Source organism: Afipia sp. GW823-FHT06G09 (genome assembly GCF_058794875.1).
Window position 1 is genome coordinate 508,163 of record NZ_JBXAHF010000003.1, and the last position, 14,469, is coordinate 522,631.

Here is a 14,469-nt window from a genome sequence, read left to right on the forward strand (position 1 = left end):
GAGCCGCCCTTCCAGAGCCTACCGGCTAAATAATGGGCTTTTTAACGGGCCAGTTTCACCGGGTGAAATCGCCGCCCAAAATTCCAGTATGTGATCACCAAAAATCATCATACGTAACGTGCGAGCGCGTGCGTCACATAAGTAATTTTGTGTGATGCGACCCGAATGAAAGCGGCGCTCTTATATATAGAAGTGGACCACCGTCACATCGACGCTTCTAACTCATCATGTTTCGCACTCTGGACGATGATTGTGCTCGCCAGATGCGCTGAGAAGCGTCACCAACCTACACAACGCCAGCGATGCTGACGTTTGATGGCTGATGACTGCTTACACGATGTAACGGTTCAAAGCGTTCGCACGAAACTATCGTGATGCGCTTCTTATCATGACCCATAACAACCAATAATAAGAGGTCATAACCTTGAGCAACTTCATCAATCCAGATGCTATCGCCTACGTAATCAAGTCGATCTATCGAGATCATGTCGGTTCAAACGAAGCAGAGTTGAACCAAGCTATCGTCGACAACGTGTTCGCCGTCACGATGAAATTTGAGTCAGCTTACTTCGACCGGAACGAATCAAAGAAAGATCCTGCGAACTACCTGACGAAGTATCGTGATTGGTTCACTCGGCTGGTCATTGAAGCATGCGGCAACAACATGGGCCGAAAGCGTTATCAGCAGCCATTGAGTGTTTCGTATGTCGACTTTCCAGGCTCAAAGGGAACAATGTCGGCTCGTGAAGCTGGCGAATTCTTGAAGTTCGGTTTGCTTCACGTTCACGCGGTCGTCGCATTACGTCCAGAGGGCCAGGCTTTCCGCAGACCCCTGCTCGTCGCTGGTTCAGCACATCAGCTTCGTCATTTCGGTGAAGTCAAAGTGGAGTCTTATGATCCAGGCAAAGGCTCGCTGGAGACCATGATTCAGTACTGCAGCAAGGGTGCGGAGCTCATCGGCTCACGGCACCGCAACGACTGTTATGAACTGTTGCCCCGGTAAACTTTTGTTCGATTGGAAGATCGGCACAGACCCGCTAAAAGGCCGTCCATTGGTGTCTCCCCACATCCAGAAAGAATGTGGGTATGACCGTTGGTATCATAGTTTTTTCATGTTAAAAATCCTCATGAAATCAACACGATACGAGGCGGATGCGATGACGGCCAGGGGCACCAAGACTTCTGTACTAGGCTTTTGTCTAAAGTCCGAACCATCGGCGAGACATCTCCGGTGATGCTATATTCTTTTCTGACTGCGCGAACACAGACTACCGACGATACAGGCGTCACGCTTGAAGACCAGCTTCAGCGGCAATACCGGAATGACAGCGCATGCAACACCAGACCAGCCCGCAACAGACGGCAACCTCTGATAAATCCCCGATCCCCGAAACGGCCATGCTCCGCGGCCTGTACAAGGTCGAGTTTGAAACCCCGCGCGGAAAGGCGTTGGGCGTCATTCACGCCGAGAATGGAAAACTTCGGGGCGGAAGCTCGGCGTTCGCGTATATGGGGTCCTATACCCAGGAGGGCCAATCGTTCACAGGCAATGTGTCCAGCCTTCGTCACACGCCGGATTCCAGCCATCCCTCGGTGTTCGGTTTCGACGAGGTCAGGATCAATTTCAACGGAACGGTCAAGGGCAACTTTGCGATCTGCGAAGGAACTGCGACCGAATTTCCGAGCCTCGCGTTCAAAGCCGTGCTGACGCGGGTGGCCGATTAACCGCACCTCGAAGCACCAGCGCCTGCCGGCCGATCAGGCTCGAGCAGGCGAGCCCGCGCCTCAGCCGCATTTCATCTTGCCCTTGAAGTGCTTCTCGCTGCCGGACTGAGGCAGCGACAGGACATATTGCCCGGAATAGCTGTCATCGTCGGCCTTGTACGTGCCGATCAGGATCAGGCTGGCGACAGGTTCATCCTTGGCGTCGGGAATTCCGAAGCGGACCCGCAGTTCCTTGCCATAGATCCACTGCTGCTCGATATTCTTCAACTCAAGGGTGCGCCTGGACCAGAGAGCCTTGTCGTCACGACCTTGATCTCGATGGACGCCTGGTTGATCTGGACGATGCCGCCTGCACCGCCGGTGAGGGCGAACAATTCAAAACTCAACTGCTTGTCATTGATCGCACAGTCGAGGTTGCCGGTGGCGAAGGCGCTTTGCGCCGCAAGCGGCAGACAGACCAAGGCAATCTTCAATCCTGAAACGATGCACGATCTCATCTGCCGGCTCCGCCGCCTAGCGTGGCTCGACCACAAGGCACTGAATCGCCGCGCCGAAGTAACCCCGGGCATCGCCGAGGCGGGAGACCGCAAGCCCCGCGCCATCCGCGCCCAACATCATTTCCGAGTTCAGCAAAATCCAGTCGCCCACCGGCTGACGCGCGAGAGTCACCGTGAGGTCGGCGTTGATGAATATCCATTTCTTGAAATCGAGCACCGATCCCACGCCGTTGCTGCAGTCGGCGGCAAGGGCCGTGCGCATCGCCTGCGATATCGGCGATCCTTCGACGATCGGACGATTAGGACGAAACCAGATCGCACCAGGCCCTAGTCTGAGAAACCCGCCCTTCACCGCGCGCATGGAAACACCGGCCAGGAACTTGTTCAGAGCCTGCGGCTCATCCCGGCCCGCTTCCGGGCCGGGCACGTCGAGCGGCGAGTGCGCCACCGTGTCAGGCAGGTCGACCGGCTGCACCCTGACCTTGAGGACCGTGGCCCGCACGACCTCGACGCCCTCGGCGAAAAGACGAACCTCGCAGAGCTGAATCTTGCGGCCCTCGCGAACCACCTTCGTCTCGATCGTCAGCGGCGCCACCGGCACCGGACGCATCAAGTCTATGGTCAGCCGTGCGACCTGCATCGGCTGCGGCGACGGAATGCGCTCCGCTGCCCAAACAACGAGAGAGGACGGTGCGCCGCCATGCTGCATGCTGGGGTCCCAAGGTCCCCCGGCATGCTCGCTCGTGAACACGCGATCGCCGTCGACACGAAAGACCGCTTCCATCGGTGGGGCTGATCCGGACAACGCGGCGCCTGCCGTCTAGAGCGGCGCGTCGACGGCCGCCTCGTATTCCTTCTTGAGACGGGCCACCAGTTCGGCCACCGGCTGCACCTTGTCGACGCTTCCGATGCCTTGTCCGCTGCCCCAGATTTCCTTCCAGGCCTTCGGCTTGTTGCGTTCGCCGCTGGCATCGGTTCCGAAGTTCATCTTCGACGGATCGGACACCGGCAGATTATCCGGGTCCATGCCGGCCGCCACGATCGACGGCTTGAGGTAATTGCCGTGCACGCCCGTGAACAGGTTGGAATAGACGATGTCGTCGGCGGACGATGACGCGATCATCTCCTTGTAGTTTTCCGGAGCATTGGCTTCCTGCGTCGCGATGAATGCCGAGCCGATATAGGCAAAGTCGGCACCGAGCACGCGGGCCGCGCGGATGGCGCGGCCGGTGCCCATCGCGCCCGAAAGCGCGATCGGGCCGTCGAACCACTGCCGCGTCTCGGCCACGAAGGCGAACGGCGAAATCGCACCGGCATGACCGCCGGCACCCGCGGCAACAAGAACGAGGCCGTCGGCACCCTTCTCGATCGCCTTGCGCGCGAACTTCTGGTTGATGACATCGTGAAAGGTGATGCCGCCCCAGGCATGCACCGCCTGATTGAGTTCTTCACGCGCGCCGAGCGACGTGATGACCATCGGTACCTTGTGCTTCTCGCAGACCGCCATGTCCTGATCGAGACGGTTGTTGGATTTGTGCACGATCTGGTTGACCGCGAACGGCGCGGACGGACGGTCCGGATGCGCCTTGTCGTGCGCGGCAAGTTCTTCCTTGATCCGGTGGAGCCATTCGTCCAGCAGCGCGGCGGGTCGCGCATTCAACGCGGGGAACGATCCGACGATTCCCGCCTTGCACTGGGCGATGACGAGATCGGGGCCCGACACGATGAACAGCGGCGATCCGATCACCGGAATTGAAAGGCGACCCTTGAACAAGGCAGGCATCGACATCAAAAAAATCCTCTTCCGCAGAATGAAACGCGCGCGAACATCGGTGCCGCGGCAATTGTCACGGTCTTAGGGGCTATAGCCATTTCTTGAAAGAGGCTTGCGTTTACTGGCAGACGGCCCGGGTGACGAAATTTTCTGTCCGGCACGCACCCTGGCCCGAAAAGTATGATTTTGCCGAGCATTTCTGGGTGGATTCGATATCCACACTCCGACCCTCGGCGTAGCCTTTCTCCTTGCAGAGCAGGTCTGCCCCGCGCTTGCAGTCCGGCGCGCCGTTGGCCGCGGGCGGGCAAAGGGTCCGCCCACTGGCCATGGTTTGGCCGGATGGAGGCGCGAGCCGCTTGAGGCTGTCGGTCGCATCCTTGGCGCTGGAATTCAGCCCCTCGAGCGCGCGACCAGGACTGGGCAACGTGGATGTCAGACCCGACGCCGAATCCTTCAGCAATTTGCCGATCTCCTCGACCAGTCCCGGATTGCTCGGCGGAGTTGCGGGAGGCGTTGGCGGCGCGGCCTGCTGCGACGGCGCGACCTGAAGCTGCGGCTGCGCCTGCTGCGACCAGGCCGCCGTCGTTCCAAACACGGTCGTCAGCACAGCGATCAGGACAATGCGTCCCCGCATGTCCACAAAAAAATCGCTGGAGTGATTGAACATGACTTGAGCGTAGCCCGCCGTTGCCGCGGGGAAAAGGCTTTATGTTCGGTATGTTTTCGTCACGCGAACGAGTGTCCGCAAACAAATTTCTAGAACAGCCGGAACGCGACAATGAAACCGAGCACCAGACCGCCGGCCAATATCGCAACCCAAAGCCCGAGGCGCTTCTCGATGACTTCGCGAATCCAGGCGCCATAACGATTCAGCACGATTGCGACGATGAAGAACCGGCCGCCACGTGCGATGATCGAAAAAACAATAAACAGCAGCAAATTGTAGTTGGCGAAACCGGATGTGATGGTGACCAGCTTGTAGGGGATCGGCGTCAGGCCCTTCAGCAGGATGATCCAGGCGCCGTATTCGGCGTAGGACGCGCGGAACGCCTCCACCTTGTCGCCGTAGCCATAGAGATTGATCAGCCACTGTCCGACGGAATCATAGAGCAATGCGCCGATGGCGTAGCCGACAACGCCGCCTGCGACCGACGTCACCGTACAGACCAGCGCGTAGAGCCACGCCTTCTGCGGCCGCGCCAGCGACATCGGGATCAGCATGACATCCGGTGGAATCGGAAAGAACGAGCTTTCCGCGAAGGACACTGCCCCCATCAGCCAGAGGGCATAAGGTTTGTCTGCGGCGGCTATGCACCAGTCATACATTCGTTTCAGCATGGCGCGATGAACCACCGTCCAGCCGATTTGTCCATGTACGGAAATGTGGAATGTCAGCGGCTAATTAGCGCCGTTTCTTGAGCCGGCCGCCCTGGAGCGCGACAATTGGTCGCCGAGCCACCTTTTCCGGGGCTGCCGGGGCAATTTTTGGCGCTGCCTTGGCCGCAGGGCGAGGCTTGTCGGCAACAACCTTTTGCACCGGCTTGTCCGCATAGATCTTGGGCAGCTTCTCGGCGATGCCCTGGACCCGCTCACGGCGATCCATTTCGGCCCACACGTCTTCCGGGCGAACACCTGCCGCCACCCAGAGAACTGACAGGTTGTAGAGCAAATCGGCGCTTTCCCGGACCACGGCGTCGGAGTCGCCATTCACCGCATCGATCACGACTTCGATGGCTTCTTCGGCAAGTTTCTTGGCCATTTTAGCCGGGCCGCGCTGAAACAGCCGCGCGGTGCGCGACGTTGCCGGATCGAGATCCTTGGCCGCAATAATTGCGTGATAAAGCCGTTCTAGCGAATCACTCATCCCTCAAACCTAGATCAAAACCCTCGCCAGCGTGTTAACGCCTGCCCCAACCGGCTGAAAATGCTCCAAAAAAGCAAATCGCCGGGATGATCCCGGCGATCGGCAGATGTCAGCGACGTGACCGGTCAGCCGCTCAGTAGCGCGGGACGGCATAATAGCCGCCGCCGATATACGGATTGCCGCCGTAATAGGCCGGCCCGCCGTAGTAGTGGCCGCCGTAATACGGGCCACCGCCGTAATAGTAGTTGTCGCGATAGTAGTCGCGGCGGCGCTGCTCAGCGACGATCGCGCCCACGGTGCCCAGCGCCAGACCCATGAAAGCGAGGCCTGCGGCGTTGTTGTTGTAGCCGCGGCGCGCGTAGCGACGACGAGCCCGGGAGCTGAAATCGGTGGCCTCACTGGCGTTCGCCGGCTCGGCAGACGAGGTTTTGGCCGCCGATGAGGCCAGCGGATATGCCTGCGCGGCAGGTGCAACAGCCAATGTCGAGACCAGCGCGGCAGCCGTCGCCAGAACCACAGCTCGGCTGAAGGGTGAAGGCAAAGTCTTCCGAACAAGCATTTCAACGTCCTCACAGGCCATCCCTGGCCTGAATGACCAGTCGAGGATAACCCTTTCTAATACATTGGGTTCCCTGACCTGAATGCAAGCTGAAGGGCAAAAGGCGAAACTGCGGCAAACCGAAGCGGAAAAGGCAAAAAGGTGACGGACGCCGCACAGTGTGGTTGTCATCATACCAACACAGCCGATACCCAAAAGCCGCCTCAGGCCTCCTACGTCCAAGTACCGCGCATGCCCAAAAGTCCCGACCGCATTCTCCGCAAAACACTCCTGCCGCTGATCGCGCTGCTGTGTGCCGCCTGCCTGGGTTCGGCGCCCGGCGCGGCGGCATCGGCCCTGCACTTCTCATACGATCGGCCGATCGACGGCGTGGCGGCGCCGTTCGTGCTGGCGTCCGGCAGGGGTCTGTTTCGTGCCGAGGGCCTCACCGTCACCACCGATTCCGCGACCAGCTCGCTGGATGCCATCGCCCGCGTCGCATCGGGCAGCAGCGACATGGCGCTGGCGGACATCAATGCGTTGATCCGCTACCGCGACAAGGAAGGCAGCCTTCCGATCAAGGCGGTGTTCGTCCTCTACAACAAGGCGCCTTATGCGATCATCGCGCGCAAGAGCCGCGGTATCGCAACCCTGCCGGACATCGAAGGCAAGACCATCGGCGTTGTCGAGGGCGACCTCGCAGCGTTGCTGTGGCCGACCATCGCACGCAAGAACCATATCAAGCTTGGCAAAATCAAAACGGAGAGGATCAGCGCTGCGGTGCGCGAACCGATGCTCTCGGCTGGTCAGGTCGATGCGGTCACCGGCTTTTCCTTTCTGTCCGCGATCAATCTGCGTGACCGCGGCGTGCCGGCGAACGATCTCGCAGTGCTGCGCTTCTCCGAATTCGGCAGCGAGGTTTACGGACACGCGCTGATCGTCAACCCGAAATTCGCGGCTGCCAGTCCCGATGCGGTGAAGGCATTCGTGCGCGCCACGATTGCGGGCATCCGTCTTGCGCTCAAGGACCCCGCGCGCGCAGCCGACGAGGTCGTGACGCAAATGAGCAGCGGTTCGCGCGAACTCGAACTCGAGCGCCTGCGCGCTGTCCTTCAGGACAACATCGTCACCGACGAGGTGAAGCGGAACGGTCTCGGCGGCATTGAGGACAGCCGTTTCGACGCCGGTGTCGGCCAGATCGCCGACACTTTTGAATTCCGTAAGCGCCCCTCAGCGGGCGACATTTTCGACAGTTCGTTTCTGCCGCCGGTGAGCGCGCGGAAGCTCAATTGAGCCAGCACGGTTCGCGGATCTATTGTTTCTGAAGCCTGGTGATTGTCTTCATTCCACCTTTTTCGGTGATGGAGTAATTCACCTTGTCGCCGGCGTGCACGGCATCCAGCCATGATCGGTCCTGCGCCCTGAATTCTTCCGCAGCACCGCCGGTGCTCGATCCAACGGTGCCGCTTTCGTCCCGTTGAATCGCAACCGTGCCCCTGGTCCGGTCAATCTTTGTGATCATTCCTGTGTAGGTTTGTTGGGCCAAGGCTGCCGGGCTGATGACGGTGAGGAGCACCGTACCAGCGAAAACGATGTTTGCGATTTTCATGGCAGTCTCCGGTTTTCAGGATATGCCGGACAAGCCATGGTGGCCCGATTGGTTCCTCAAGGCATGCGAGACAAATGGTCCCGCTGCGAGCCATTTGTGCACCTGCGACCGTGGAGATTTTCCACGACGCGTGACTGCCGTCCTTGAACGCACGCAAAATCAATCAAGCCGCAGAACCGGAGTGACTGCGGAGCCCTGCCGGCGTTGACCGGGCTGCTCGGCCCTGCCATCATAAATGGCTTGAGCGAGCGCCACCTCCTGCAAAGGACGACCGATTGGCGAGGACGCTATGGGCGACAAACCGTTTCTGGGAATGGTTCTGCCGTTCATCCCGGCGGTCGGCTGGATTCGCGCCTACAAGGCAAAGGGATTTCCAAGAGACCTCATCGCCGGCCTGTCGCTTGCAGCGTTTGTCATTCCGGAATCGCTCGCATACGCATCGCTTGCGCAACTGCCGCCTGTCACCGGCCTTTACTGCTATCTCGTTGCAGGGATCGCCTACGCGGTGTTCGGGACCAGCCGCCAGCTTGCAGTCGGCCCTACATCGGCGCTGGCGATAACCGTCGCGACGAGTGTCGTCGTGATGGCCGGAGGCGATCCGTCACGGGCCCTCGCGCTCGCATCAGCCCTGGCTGTGATTGTCGGCGCGATCTGCATCGCCGGCCGGTTTATCGGTCTCGCCAACATCGCGTACTTCATCTCGGATGCGATCCTGATCGGGTTCAAAACGGGGGCCGCGCTCTACATCGCCTCGACGCAACTCCCCAAGCTGTTCGGTATCGAGGGCATCACCGGCAACGTGTTCGAGCGCTTCGGCCATGTCGCGATGTCGCTGCACGAGACACACAGCATTTCGCTTGCTGTCGGCCTTGCCGCAATCGCCCTGTTCGTGACGCTGGAGCGGATTTTTCCCGGCCGACCGACGACATTGTTTGTCGTCGTCCTGGCCATTGCCATGATGAGCATGTTCGGGCTGGCCGATACCGGCATCAAGATCGTCGGCGACATCCCTGCCGGTCTGCCCGCAATCAGCGTGCCGACTATCCATCTATCCGATATTTCGGCGCTCGTGCCGATCGCACTGGCCTGCGTGCTGCTTGCCTATGGGGAGACGATTTCGGTCGCGCGCAGTTTTGCGCAAAAGCATGGCTACGACATCAGCCCCGAGCAGGAGCTTACGGCTCTCGGCGCTGCAAACCTCGCAACGGGATTCGCTCACGGGTTTCCTGTCGCAGGCGGGATGTCGCAGACCGCCGTCAACGATATGGGAGGAGCCTCGTCTCCGTTTTCCCTGCTGGTGACCTCGGGCGCCATCGCTCTCACGCTGATGTTTTTTGCGAAATTCTTTCACAACCTGCCCGAGCCCGTGCTGGCCGCCGTCGTACTGATGGCGGCATCGCACATGGTGCGATTTGACGACCTCCGCCAGTTGCGTTTTTCATCTCGCAGGGAGTTTCGCATTTCGCTGGTCGCACTGTTCGGCGTACTGCTCTTCGGATTGCTCGACGGCCTGCTGCTGGCCGCGGCCGGGTCGCTGATCATGGTCATCGCGTACGCATCGCGCCCACCCGTCGTGGTCCTCGGGCGCGATCCGGTCGCGGGGCATTTCGTGAGCCGGGCCAGATATCCGGAAGCCGCCGAAACACCGGGGGCGCTCGTGATACGCAGCGCGGGCGCGTGGTTCTACTTCAATGCGGACCATATCCGCCGCCAGACCCTCGAGCTGCTGAATCACGCAACCTCAGGGATCAAGAAAGTTGTCATTGATTTTTCACTCGTGCCTGCCGTCGACGTCACCGCGGGGGGAGTATTGCGCGGACTGGCGCGGTCACTCAGGGAGCGCGGCATCGCGATCGAGCTTGCCGGACTGCGCGACGACGTTCGGGAAAACCTGACGGCAGTTGGGGCCGAACAGGATCTGGGCCCAATTTTCGCGCACCGCACGATTGAAGATTGCCTAACCCATCGGACTGAGTCGCCAACACTGATGAAGGGCCTAGGATAGAGAAACGTACTGCATGCAGGACACCGTCCTGCTCCTCAAACCAAAGGGAGCCAGTCATGTCACAGCCAAATATCCAGCAGCGCAGCTCGGATTCCGCACAAAAGCTCGGAGACGAGACCTTCATGTCGGCGAGTGAGCTGCGCAACTACATGGTGGAAACCGTGATGGCCAAGGCCTCGAAAGACTCCGGCTCGAATGCCGAGAAGGCGCGACAGGACCTGATCCGATCGTTGTCGCAGCCCGTTGCGGTCACGCCCGAAAAGATTGCCGAGGTAAAGCGTCGGGTGCTCGGCCAACTGCGAACCGCTGCGGCAAAGGGCGACAAGGAAGCTCTGGTCATGCGCTTCCCGAACGCGTTGTGCACGGACAAAGGGCGCGCGCTCAACAACATGGAAAAGGATTGGCCGGAAACACTGATTGGGAGACCCCTTCAGGCCTTCGAGTTCTGGCGCGACCACCTGCAGCCCCAGGGCTACGGCCTGAAGGCGATGATCCTGGATTGGCCGGAGGGCTTTCCGGGAGACGTCGGGCTTTTCGTGACCTGGGGCGACACCACGCACTGACAGCCAGCGGGGACTGGAAGATGAAGCAGGCCGCCAGGAAGAAACGCAACACCGACGTCCCGGCACTCAAGCGCAAGGACTACGAACAGAAGCTCCGCAAACTGCACATCGAACTCGTCAAGCTTCAGGAATGGGTGAAGCGCGAGGGCAAAAAGATATGTGTGGTGTTCGAGGGGCGAGACGGCGCTGGCAAGGGGGGTGTCATCAAGGCCATCACCGAAAGAGTCAGCCCGCGCGTTTTCCGCGTCGTTGCCCTCGCCGCCCCGACGGAACGCGAGAAGTCGCAGATGTATGTTCAGCGATACATGCAGCACTTTCCCGCAGGGGGAGAGATCGTGATCTTCGACCGCAGCTGGTACAATCGCGCCGGGGTCGAACGAGTCATGGGCTTTTGTACGCCGGATCAGGTCAAGCGTTTCCTGAAAGTGGTCCCTCTGGTCGAAAAGGCCATGGTCGAATCCGGAATTGTACTTCTCAAGTACTGGCTCGAGGTCAGCCCGGAGGAACAGACCAACCGGCTCACCGCGCGGATCGACGACAGGCGAAAGATCTGGAAGCTGACCCAGATGGACCTGGATTCCTACAAGCGATGGGACGACTACACGCGGGCGCGTGATGAGATGTTCAAGGCGAGCAGTTCCGCGTGGGCGCCATGGTTCATCGCCCGATCCGACAACAAAAGGCAGGCGCGGCTCAATATCATAGCGCACCTGCTCTCGCGTATTCCCTACAAGAAAGTGCCGCGAGGGAACGTCAGATTGCCGAAACGCAAGATCGCGCGCGGCAGGCCGCTGAGCGCCTCGCTGAAATTCGTTCCGGAAGCACGATGAAGGCAGGCGCTCCGTCGCGTCGGCGATACAGGTTTTCGCCGAGGCCGTTTCCAGCCTCGGCGATTGTGCCGCCATTTGGTGCGCCGCTTACTCCGCTGCATCAAGCCGGTAAGACAACCACCCCACATCCCGGCAGGCAGCGCGCCCGCCGGGACATGCGAACGTTCACGATGCTGCGCTCGGGAAACGATAATCCTTGAACCGGTCGCGCAGCGTCATCTTGTGGATCTTGCCGGTTGCCGTATGCGGAATGTCATCCACGAAGGCGACGTCCTCCGGCATCCACCACTTGGCGATCCTGCCGTCCATGAAACCAAGGATGTCGTCGCGGGTCGCCGCGTTGTCCTGCTTGAGACGCACGATCAGGAGCGGACGCTCGTTCCACTTCGGATGATAAACGCCGATGACGGCAGCCTCCGCGACGGCGGGATGCCCTGCGGCGAGATTCTCCAGATCGATCGATGAGATCCATTCGCCGCCGGACTTGATCACATCCTTCGAGCGGTCGGTGATCCGCATGTAGCCGTGCCGGTCGATGGTGGCGACGTCGCCGGTGTCGAAATATCCCTCCTCGTCGAGGATATCCGTATCGACGCGGTAATAGGCCTTCGACACCGCCGGCCCGCTGACCTTGAGCCGTCCGAATGTCTTGCCGTCCCACGGCAACGCTTGTCCGTCATCGTCGGTGATTTTCATCTGGACGCCGAACGGCGGAAAGCCCTGGGTCTGCAGGATATCGAGCCGCTCTTCGCCCGTGAGGCCTGTGAACGGCGGCTTCAGCGCAGCCACCGTGCCGAGCGGCGACATTTCCGTCATGCCCCATCCATGGCGCACCCGGATGCCCATATCGACAAACGACTTGATCATGGAGCGCGGCATCGCGGAGCCGCCGCACGCCACCGTTTTCAGATCGGGAAGCTTCAATCCCTCGGCAGCGATATAATTGAGAAGCATCTGCCACACCGTCGGAACGCCCACGGTGAATGTGACTTTCTCGCTCGAGAGCAGTTCGTAGACCGAGGCGCCGTCGAGCTTGGCGCCAGGCATCACCAGTTTGGCGCCCATCGATGGCGCAGAGAAAGCGGCGCCCCAGCTGTTGGCGTGAAACATCGGCACCACCGGCATCACGGTGTCGGCGGCGCCGGTGCCGAGCGAGTCGCCCGCATTGGCGATCAGCGCGTGCAAGACGTTGGAGCGGTGCGAATAGAGCACACCCTTCGGATTGCCTGTGGTACCGGAGGTGTAGCACATCGCCGCCGCGGTGTTCTCGTCGAATGTCTTCCATGCAAAGTCGCCGTCGACCGTGCCGATCCATTCTTCATAACAAATCGCATTCTTCAGTTTGGTCTCCGGCATGTGCGCCCGGTCGGTATAGATGATGTAGCGCTCGATATTCGGCAGCATCGGAGCGATGGCTTCGAGCAACGGCACGAAGGTGAGATCGATCATCACCACCCGGTCGCCGGCGTGATTCATGATCCATGCAATCTGCTCCGGAAACAGGCGAGGATTCACCGTGTGGCAGATGGCGCCGATGCCCATGATGCCGTACCAGGATTCCAGATGCCGCCAGGTGTTCCAGCCGAGTGTGGCGACGCGGTCACCGATCCTGATCCCGTCCCTGTCCAATCGCTGCGCGACCTTCAGCGCGCGGGCGCGTATCTGGCGATAGTTGGTGCGGTGGATCGGTCCCTCGACTGAACGCGTCACGACTTCACTGTCGCCGTGGATGGCGGCGGCGTGATCGATGATCCGATTGCACAGCAGCGGCCAGTCCTGCATCAAACCAAGCATAAGAAACTCCCCGATGTTCTTTCGCGCACGAGCTCACGCCATGCGCCTCGGGGACGAGACCGTCCCAAGGCGCATTCGCCGCGTGATCCGCGTTCTGCGATGATGGTGTTCTAAATGAGCGCCAACGAACCCGCGCTGGCGAAGCTGATGACGGTCAGCCCAGCAGTCTTAATTTCGGCTGGCACTCAGGCCTGCACGATTGAGGGCATCGACCCGTTGCGTGCCGTTCACGTAGACGTCCTTGCGGGTGACTTCGCCGGCGGGATTCACAGTGACCACATCGAGCATTTCGACCTTGGCCGTGAAGGGCTTACCGGCCTTGTCGATCAGGTCCATGACCATGGACCATTCCATGACCCAATAATCGGCACCGAAGAACATTCGCCCTTCTTCGAAACCGAACGGAGCCCTGGCGAATAATTCAGCAGAATACTGCCGGAGCGGTTCGCGTCCATTGATCGGCCCCGCCCCGTCATGCACCCAGAAGATGGTGTCCTCGGAATGAAGCGACGCGATCAGATCCGGATTCCGGGTCTTCCATCCCACATGGTAACGCTCGAACAACGCCTCTGTATCAAGGCTCTTTTCAGCAAGCTGCGCTCTCGACATTCAGTCCTCCCATTGTGCTCTTGTTATGGGGGATCATTTACCGACTTTAAGTCGGTAAGTCAAGAGAGCTGCAGAAATGCGGCATCGTGACGCCGTTTGCTTTCGCCTATGTGGTTTTCTGAAGACCGTACAGCATGCTCCTCAGAGTCGCGCAGTAAACGCGCGCGACCTTGACCGGATTGTCGGACGCACCCGTCGCCAGCGCGGCTTCGATAATCGCGCCTGTGACAAGCCGCGCCGCGGAATCGATCTGCTTGCGGGATGCTTTCGGCCCCATGATCTCCACGATCCCGCTGTGAATCGATTCAAAGAAGTGCCGATCGTCCATCTCGCGCCATCGCTGCAAACCCATGACGACCGGCCCGTCGATCAGGATCAGCCGGCGCAGTCCCGGTTCGCTCGCAGCCTTCAGATAAGCGTAGGTGTTCATCGCGACGGTTTCGGGCGTGCGCGGACCCTTGTTGGCTGCAAGCCGCGAATTGAGCTGAGCGGCCAGTTCGGCCTGCGCGCGATCGAGCACCACCTCGAAGATCGACTGCTTGGACGAGAAGTGATGATAAACGCCGCCCTTCGCGATGCCGGCGGCGGCGGCGATGTCATCGATGCTCACGGCCTCGAACCCGCGGCTCATGAAGAGCTTTCGGGCCGCGCTCAGGATTCC

General features: G+C 60.1%; 18 protein-coding genes. 6 read left to right on the plus strand and 12 right to left on the minus strand.

Features of this window, described 5'->3' with window-relative positions; genetic code table 11:
* The first annotated feature begins 424 nt into the window (after window positions 1–424).
* Both AC1Q67_RS14925 and AC1Q67_RS14930 read left to right on the plus strand, forming a co-directional pair.
* Window positions 425–1,003 (plus strand): hypothetical protein, encoded by a 579-nt coding sequence (locus AC1Q67_RS14925; protein ID WP_492236160.1) that lies wholly within the window; start codon window positions 425–427, stop codon window positions 1,001–1,003.
* Between the two features lie 395 nt (window positions 1,004–1,398).
* Window positions 1,399–1,725, plus strand: coding sequence for a GrlR family regulatory protein (locus tag AC1Q67_RS14930; RefSeq protein ID WP_492236161.1), 327 nt, complete (start codon window positions 1,399–1,401; stop codon window positions 1,723–1,725).
* A gap of 60 nt (window positions 1,726–1,785) precedes the next feature.
* Here the strand turns inward: AC1Q67_RS14930 and AC1Q67_RS14935 are convergent, their stop codons facing one another.
* From AC1Q67_RS14935 to AC1Q67_RS14970, 8 genes are all read right to left on the minus strand, one after another.
* Entirely contained in the window at window positions 1,786–1,992 is a 207-nt protein-coding gene (locus AC1Q67_RS14935) for a hypothetical protein (RefSeq protein WP_492236162.1), read from the minus strand.
* Window positions 1,989–2,222: a hypothetical protein gene (locus AC1Q67_RS14940; RefSeq protein ID WP_492236163.1), complete on the minus strand. Its 234-nt coding sequence runs from the start codon at window positions 2,220–2,222 to the stop codon at window positions 1,989–1,991. The genes AC1Q67_RS14935 and AC1Q67_RS14940 overlap by 4 nt, the downstream gene beginning before the upstream one ends.
* A gap of 16 nt (window positions 2,223–2,238) precedes the next feature.
* A complete protein-coding gene (locus AC1Q67_RS14945) occupies window positions 2,239–3,006 on the minus strand; it encodes a thioesterase family protein (RefSeq protein ID WP_492236164.1) in 768 nt (255 codons plus the stop codon).
* A gap of 36 nt (window positions 3,007–3,042) precedes the next feature.
* Window positions 3,043–4,011, minus strand: a complete 969-nt coding sequence (locus AC1Q67_RS14950) for an NAD(P)H-dependent flavin oxidoreductase (RefSeq protein ID WP_492236165.1) — start codon at window positions 4,009–4,011, stop codon at window positions 3,043–3,045.
* 103 nt (window positions 4,012–4,114) lie between these two features.
* Window positions 4,115–4,630, minus strand: coding sequence for a hypothetical protein (locus AC1Q67_RS14955; RefSeq protein WP_492236465.1), 516 nt, complete (start codon window positions 4,628–4,630; stop codon window positions 4,115–4,117).
* 122 nt (window positions 4,631–4,752) lie between these two features.
* The gene (locus AC1Q67_RS14960) at window positions 4,753–5,334 is read right to left on the minus strand and encodes a YqaA family protein (RefSeq protein ID WP_492236166.1); all 582 of its coding nucleotides are present in this window, start codon (window positions 5,332–5,334) and stop codon (window positions 4,753–4,755) included.
* Between the two features lie 64 nt (window positions 5,335–5,398).
* The gene (gene hisE / locus AC1Q67_RS14965) at window positions 5,399–5,860 is read right to left on the minus strand and encodes a phosphoribosyl-ATP diphosphatase (RefSeq protein ID WP_492236167.1); all 462 of its coding nucleotides are present in this window, start codon (window positions 5,858–5,860) and stop codon (window positions 5,399–5,401) included.
* 133 nt (window positions 5,861–5,993) lie between these two features.
* Window positions 5,994–6,419 carry a hypothetical protein gene (locus tag AC1Q67_RS14970; protein WP_024576886.1) on the minus strand — a complete coding sequence of 142 codons (426 nt, stop codon included), beginning with the start codon at window positions 6,417–6,419 and terminating at the stop codon, window positions 5,994–5,996.
* 231 nt (window positions 6,420–6,650) lie between these two features.
* Between AC1Q67_RS14970 and AC1Q67_RS14975 the strand changes: the two genes are divergently transcribed.
* A complete protein-coding gene (locus AC1Q67_RS14975; protein ID WP_492236168.1) occupies window positions 6,651–7,691 on the plus strand; it encodes an ABC transporter substrate-binding protein in 1,041 nt (346 codons plus the stop codon).
* A gap of 19 nt (window positions 7,692–7,710) precedes the next feature.
* Here the strand turns inward: AC1Q67_RS14975 and AC1Q67_RS14980 are convergent, their stop codons facing one another.
* On the minus strand, window positions 7,711–8,007 hold the full coding sequence (locus AC1Q67_RS14980; protein ID WP_492236169.1) for a copper-binding protein: 297 nt from the start codon (window positions 8,005–8,007) through the stop codon (window positions 7,711–7,713).
* Window positions 8,008–8,296: 289 nt separating this feature from the next.
* Between AC1Q67_RS14980 and AC1Q67_RS14985 the strand changes: the two genes are divergently transcribed.
* The 3 genes from AC1Q67_RS14985 to ppk2 are packed head-to-tail and all read left to right on the plus strand — an operon-like array spanning window position 8,297 to window position 11,405.
* Entirely contained in the window at window positions 8,297–10,012 is a 1,716-nt protein-coding gene (locus AC1Q67_RS14985) for a SulP family inorganic anion transporter (protein ID WP_492236170.1), read from the plus strand.
* A 56-nt stretch (window positions 10,013–10,068) separates the two neighbouring features.
* Window positions 10,069–10,575 (plus strand): hypothetical protein, encoded by a 507-nt coding sequence (locus AC1Q67_RS14990; protein ID WP_492236171.1) that lies wholly within the window; start codon window positions 10,069–10,071, stop codon window positions 10,573–10,575.
* A 20-nt stretch (window positions 10,576–10,595) separates the two neighbouring features.
* Entirely contained in the window at window positions 10,596–11,405 is an 810-nt protein-coding gene (ppk2, locus tag AC1Q67_RS14995; protein WP_492236172.1) for a polyphosphate kinase 2, read from the plus strand.
* 165 nt (window positions 11,406–11,570) lie between these two features.
* Here the strand turns inward: ppk2 and AC1Q67_RS15000 are convergent, their stop codons facing one another.
* From AC1Q67_RS15000 to AC1Q67_RS15010, 3 genes are all read right to left on the minus strand, one after another.
* Window positions 11,571–13,199, minus strand: coding sequence for a fatty-acid--CoA ligase (locus tag AC1Q67_RS15000; RefSeq protein WP_492236173.1), 1,629 nt, complete (start codon window positions 13,197–13,199; stop codon window positions 11,571–11,573).
* A gap of 168 nt (window positions 13,200–13,367) precedes the next feature.
* Complete coding sequence (locus AC1Q67_RS15005; RefSeq protein ID WP_492236174.1) at window positions 13,368–13,808, minus strand: nuclear transport factor 2 family protein; 441 nt, start codon at window positions 13,806–13,808, stop codon at window positions 13,368–13,370.
* 106 nt (window positions 13,809–13,914) lie between these two features.
* Window positions 13,915–14,439: a TetR family transcriptional regulator gene (locus AC1Q67_RS15010; protein WP_492236175.1), complete on the minus strand. Its 525-nt coding sequence runs from the start codon at window positions 14,437–14,439 to the stop codon at window positions 13,915–13,917.
* Between the last annotated feature and the right edge of the window lie 30 nt (window positions 14,440–14,469).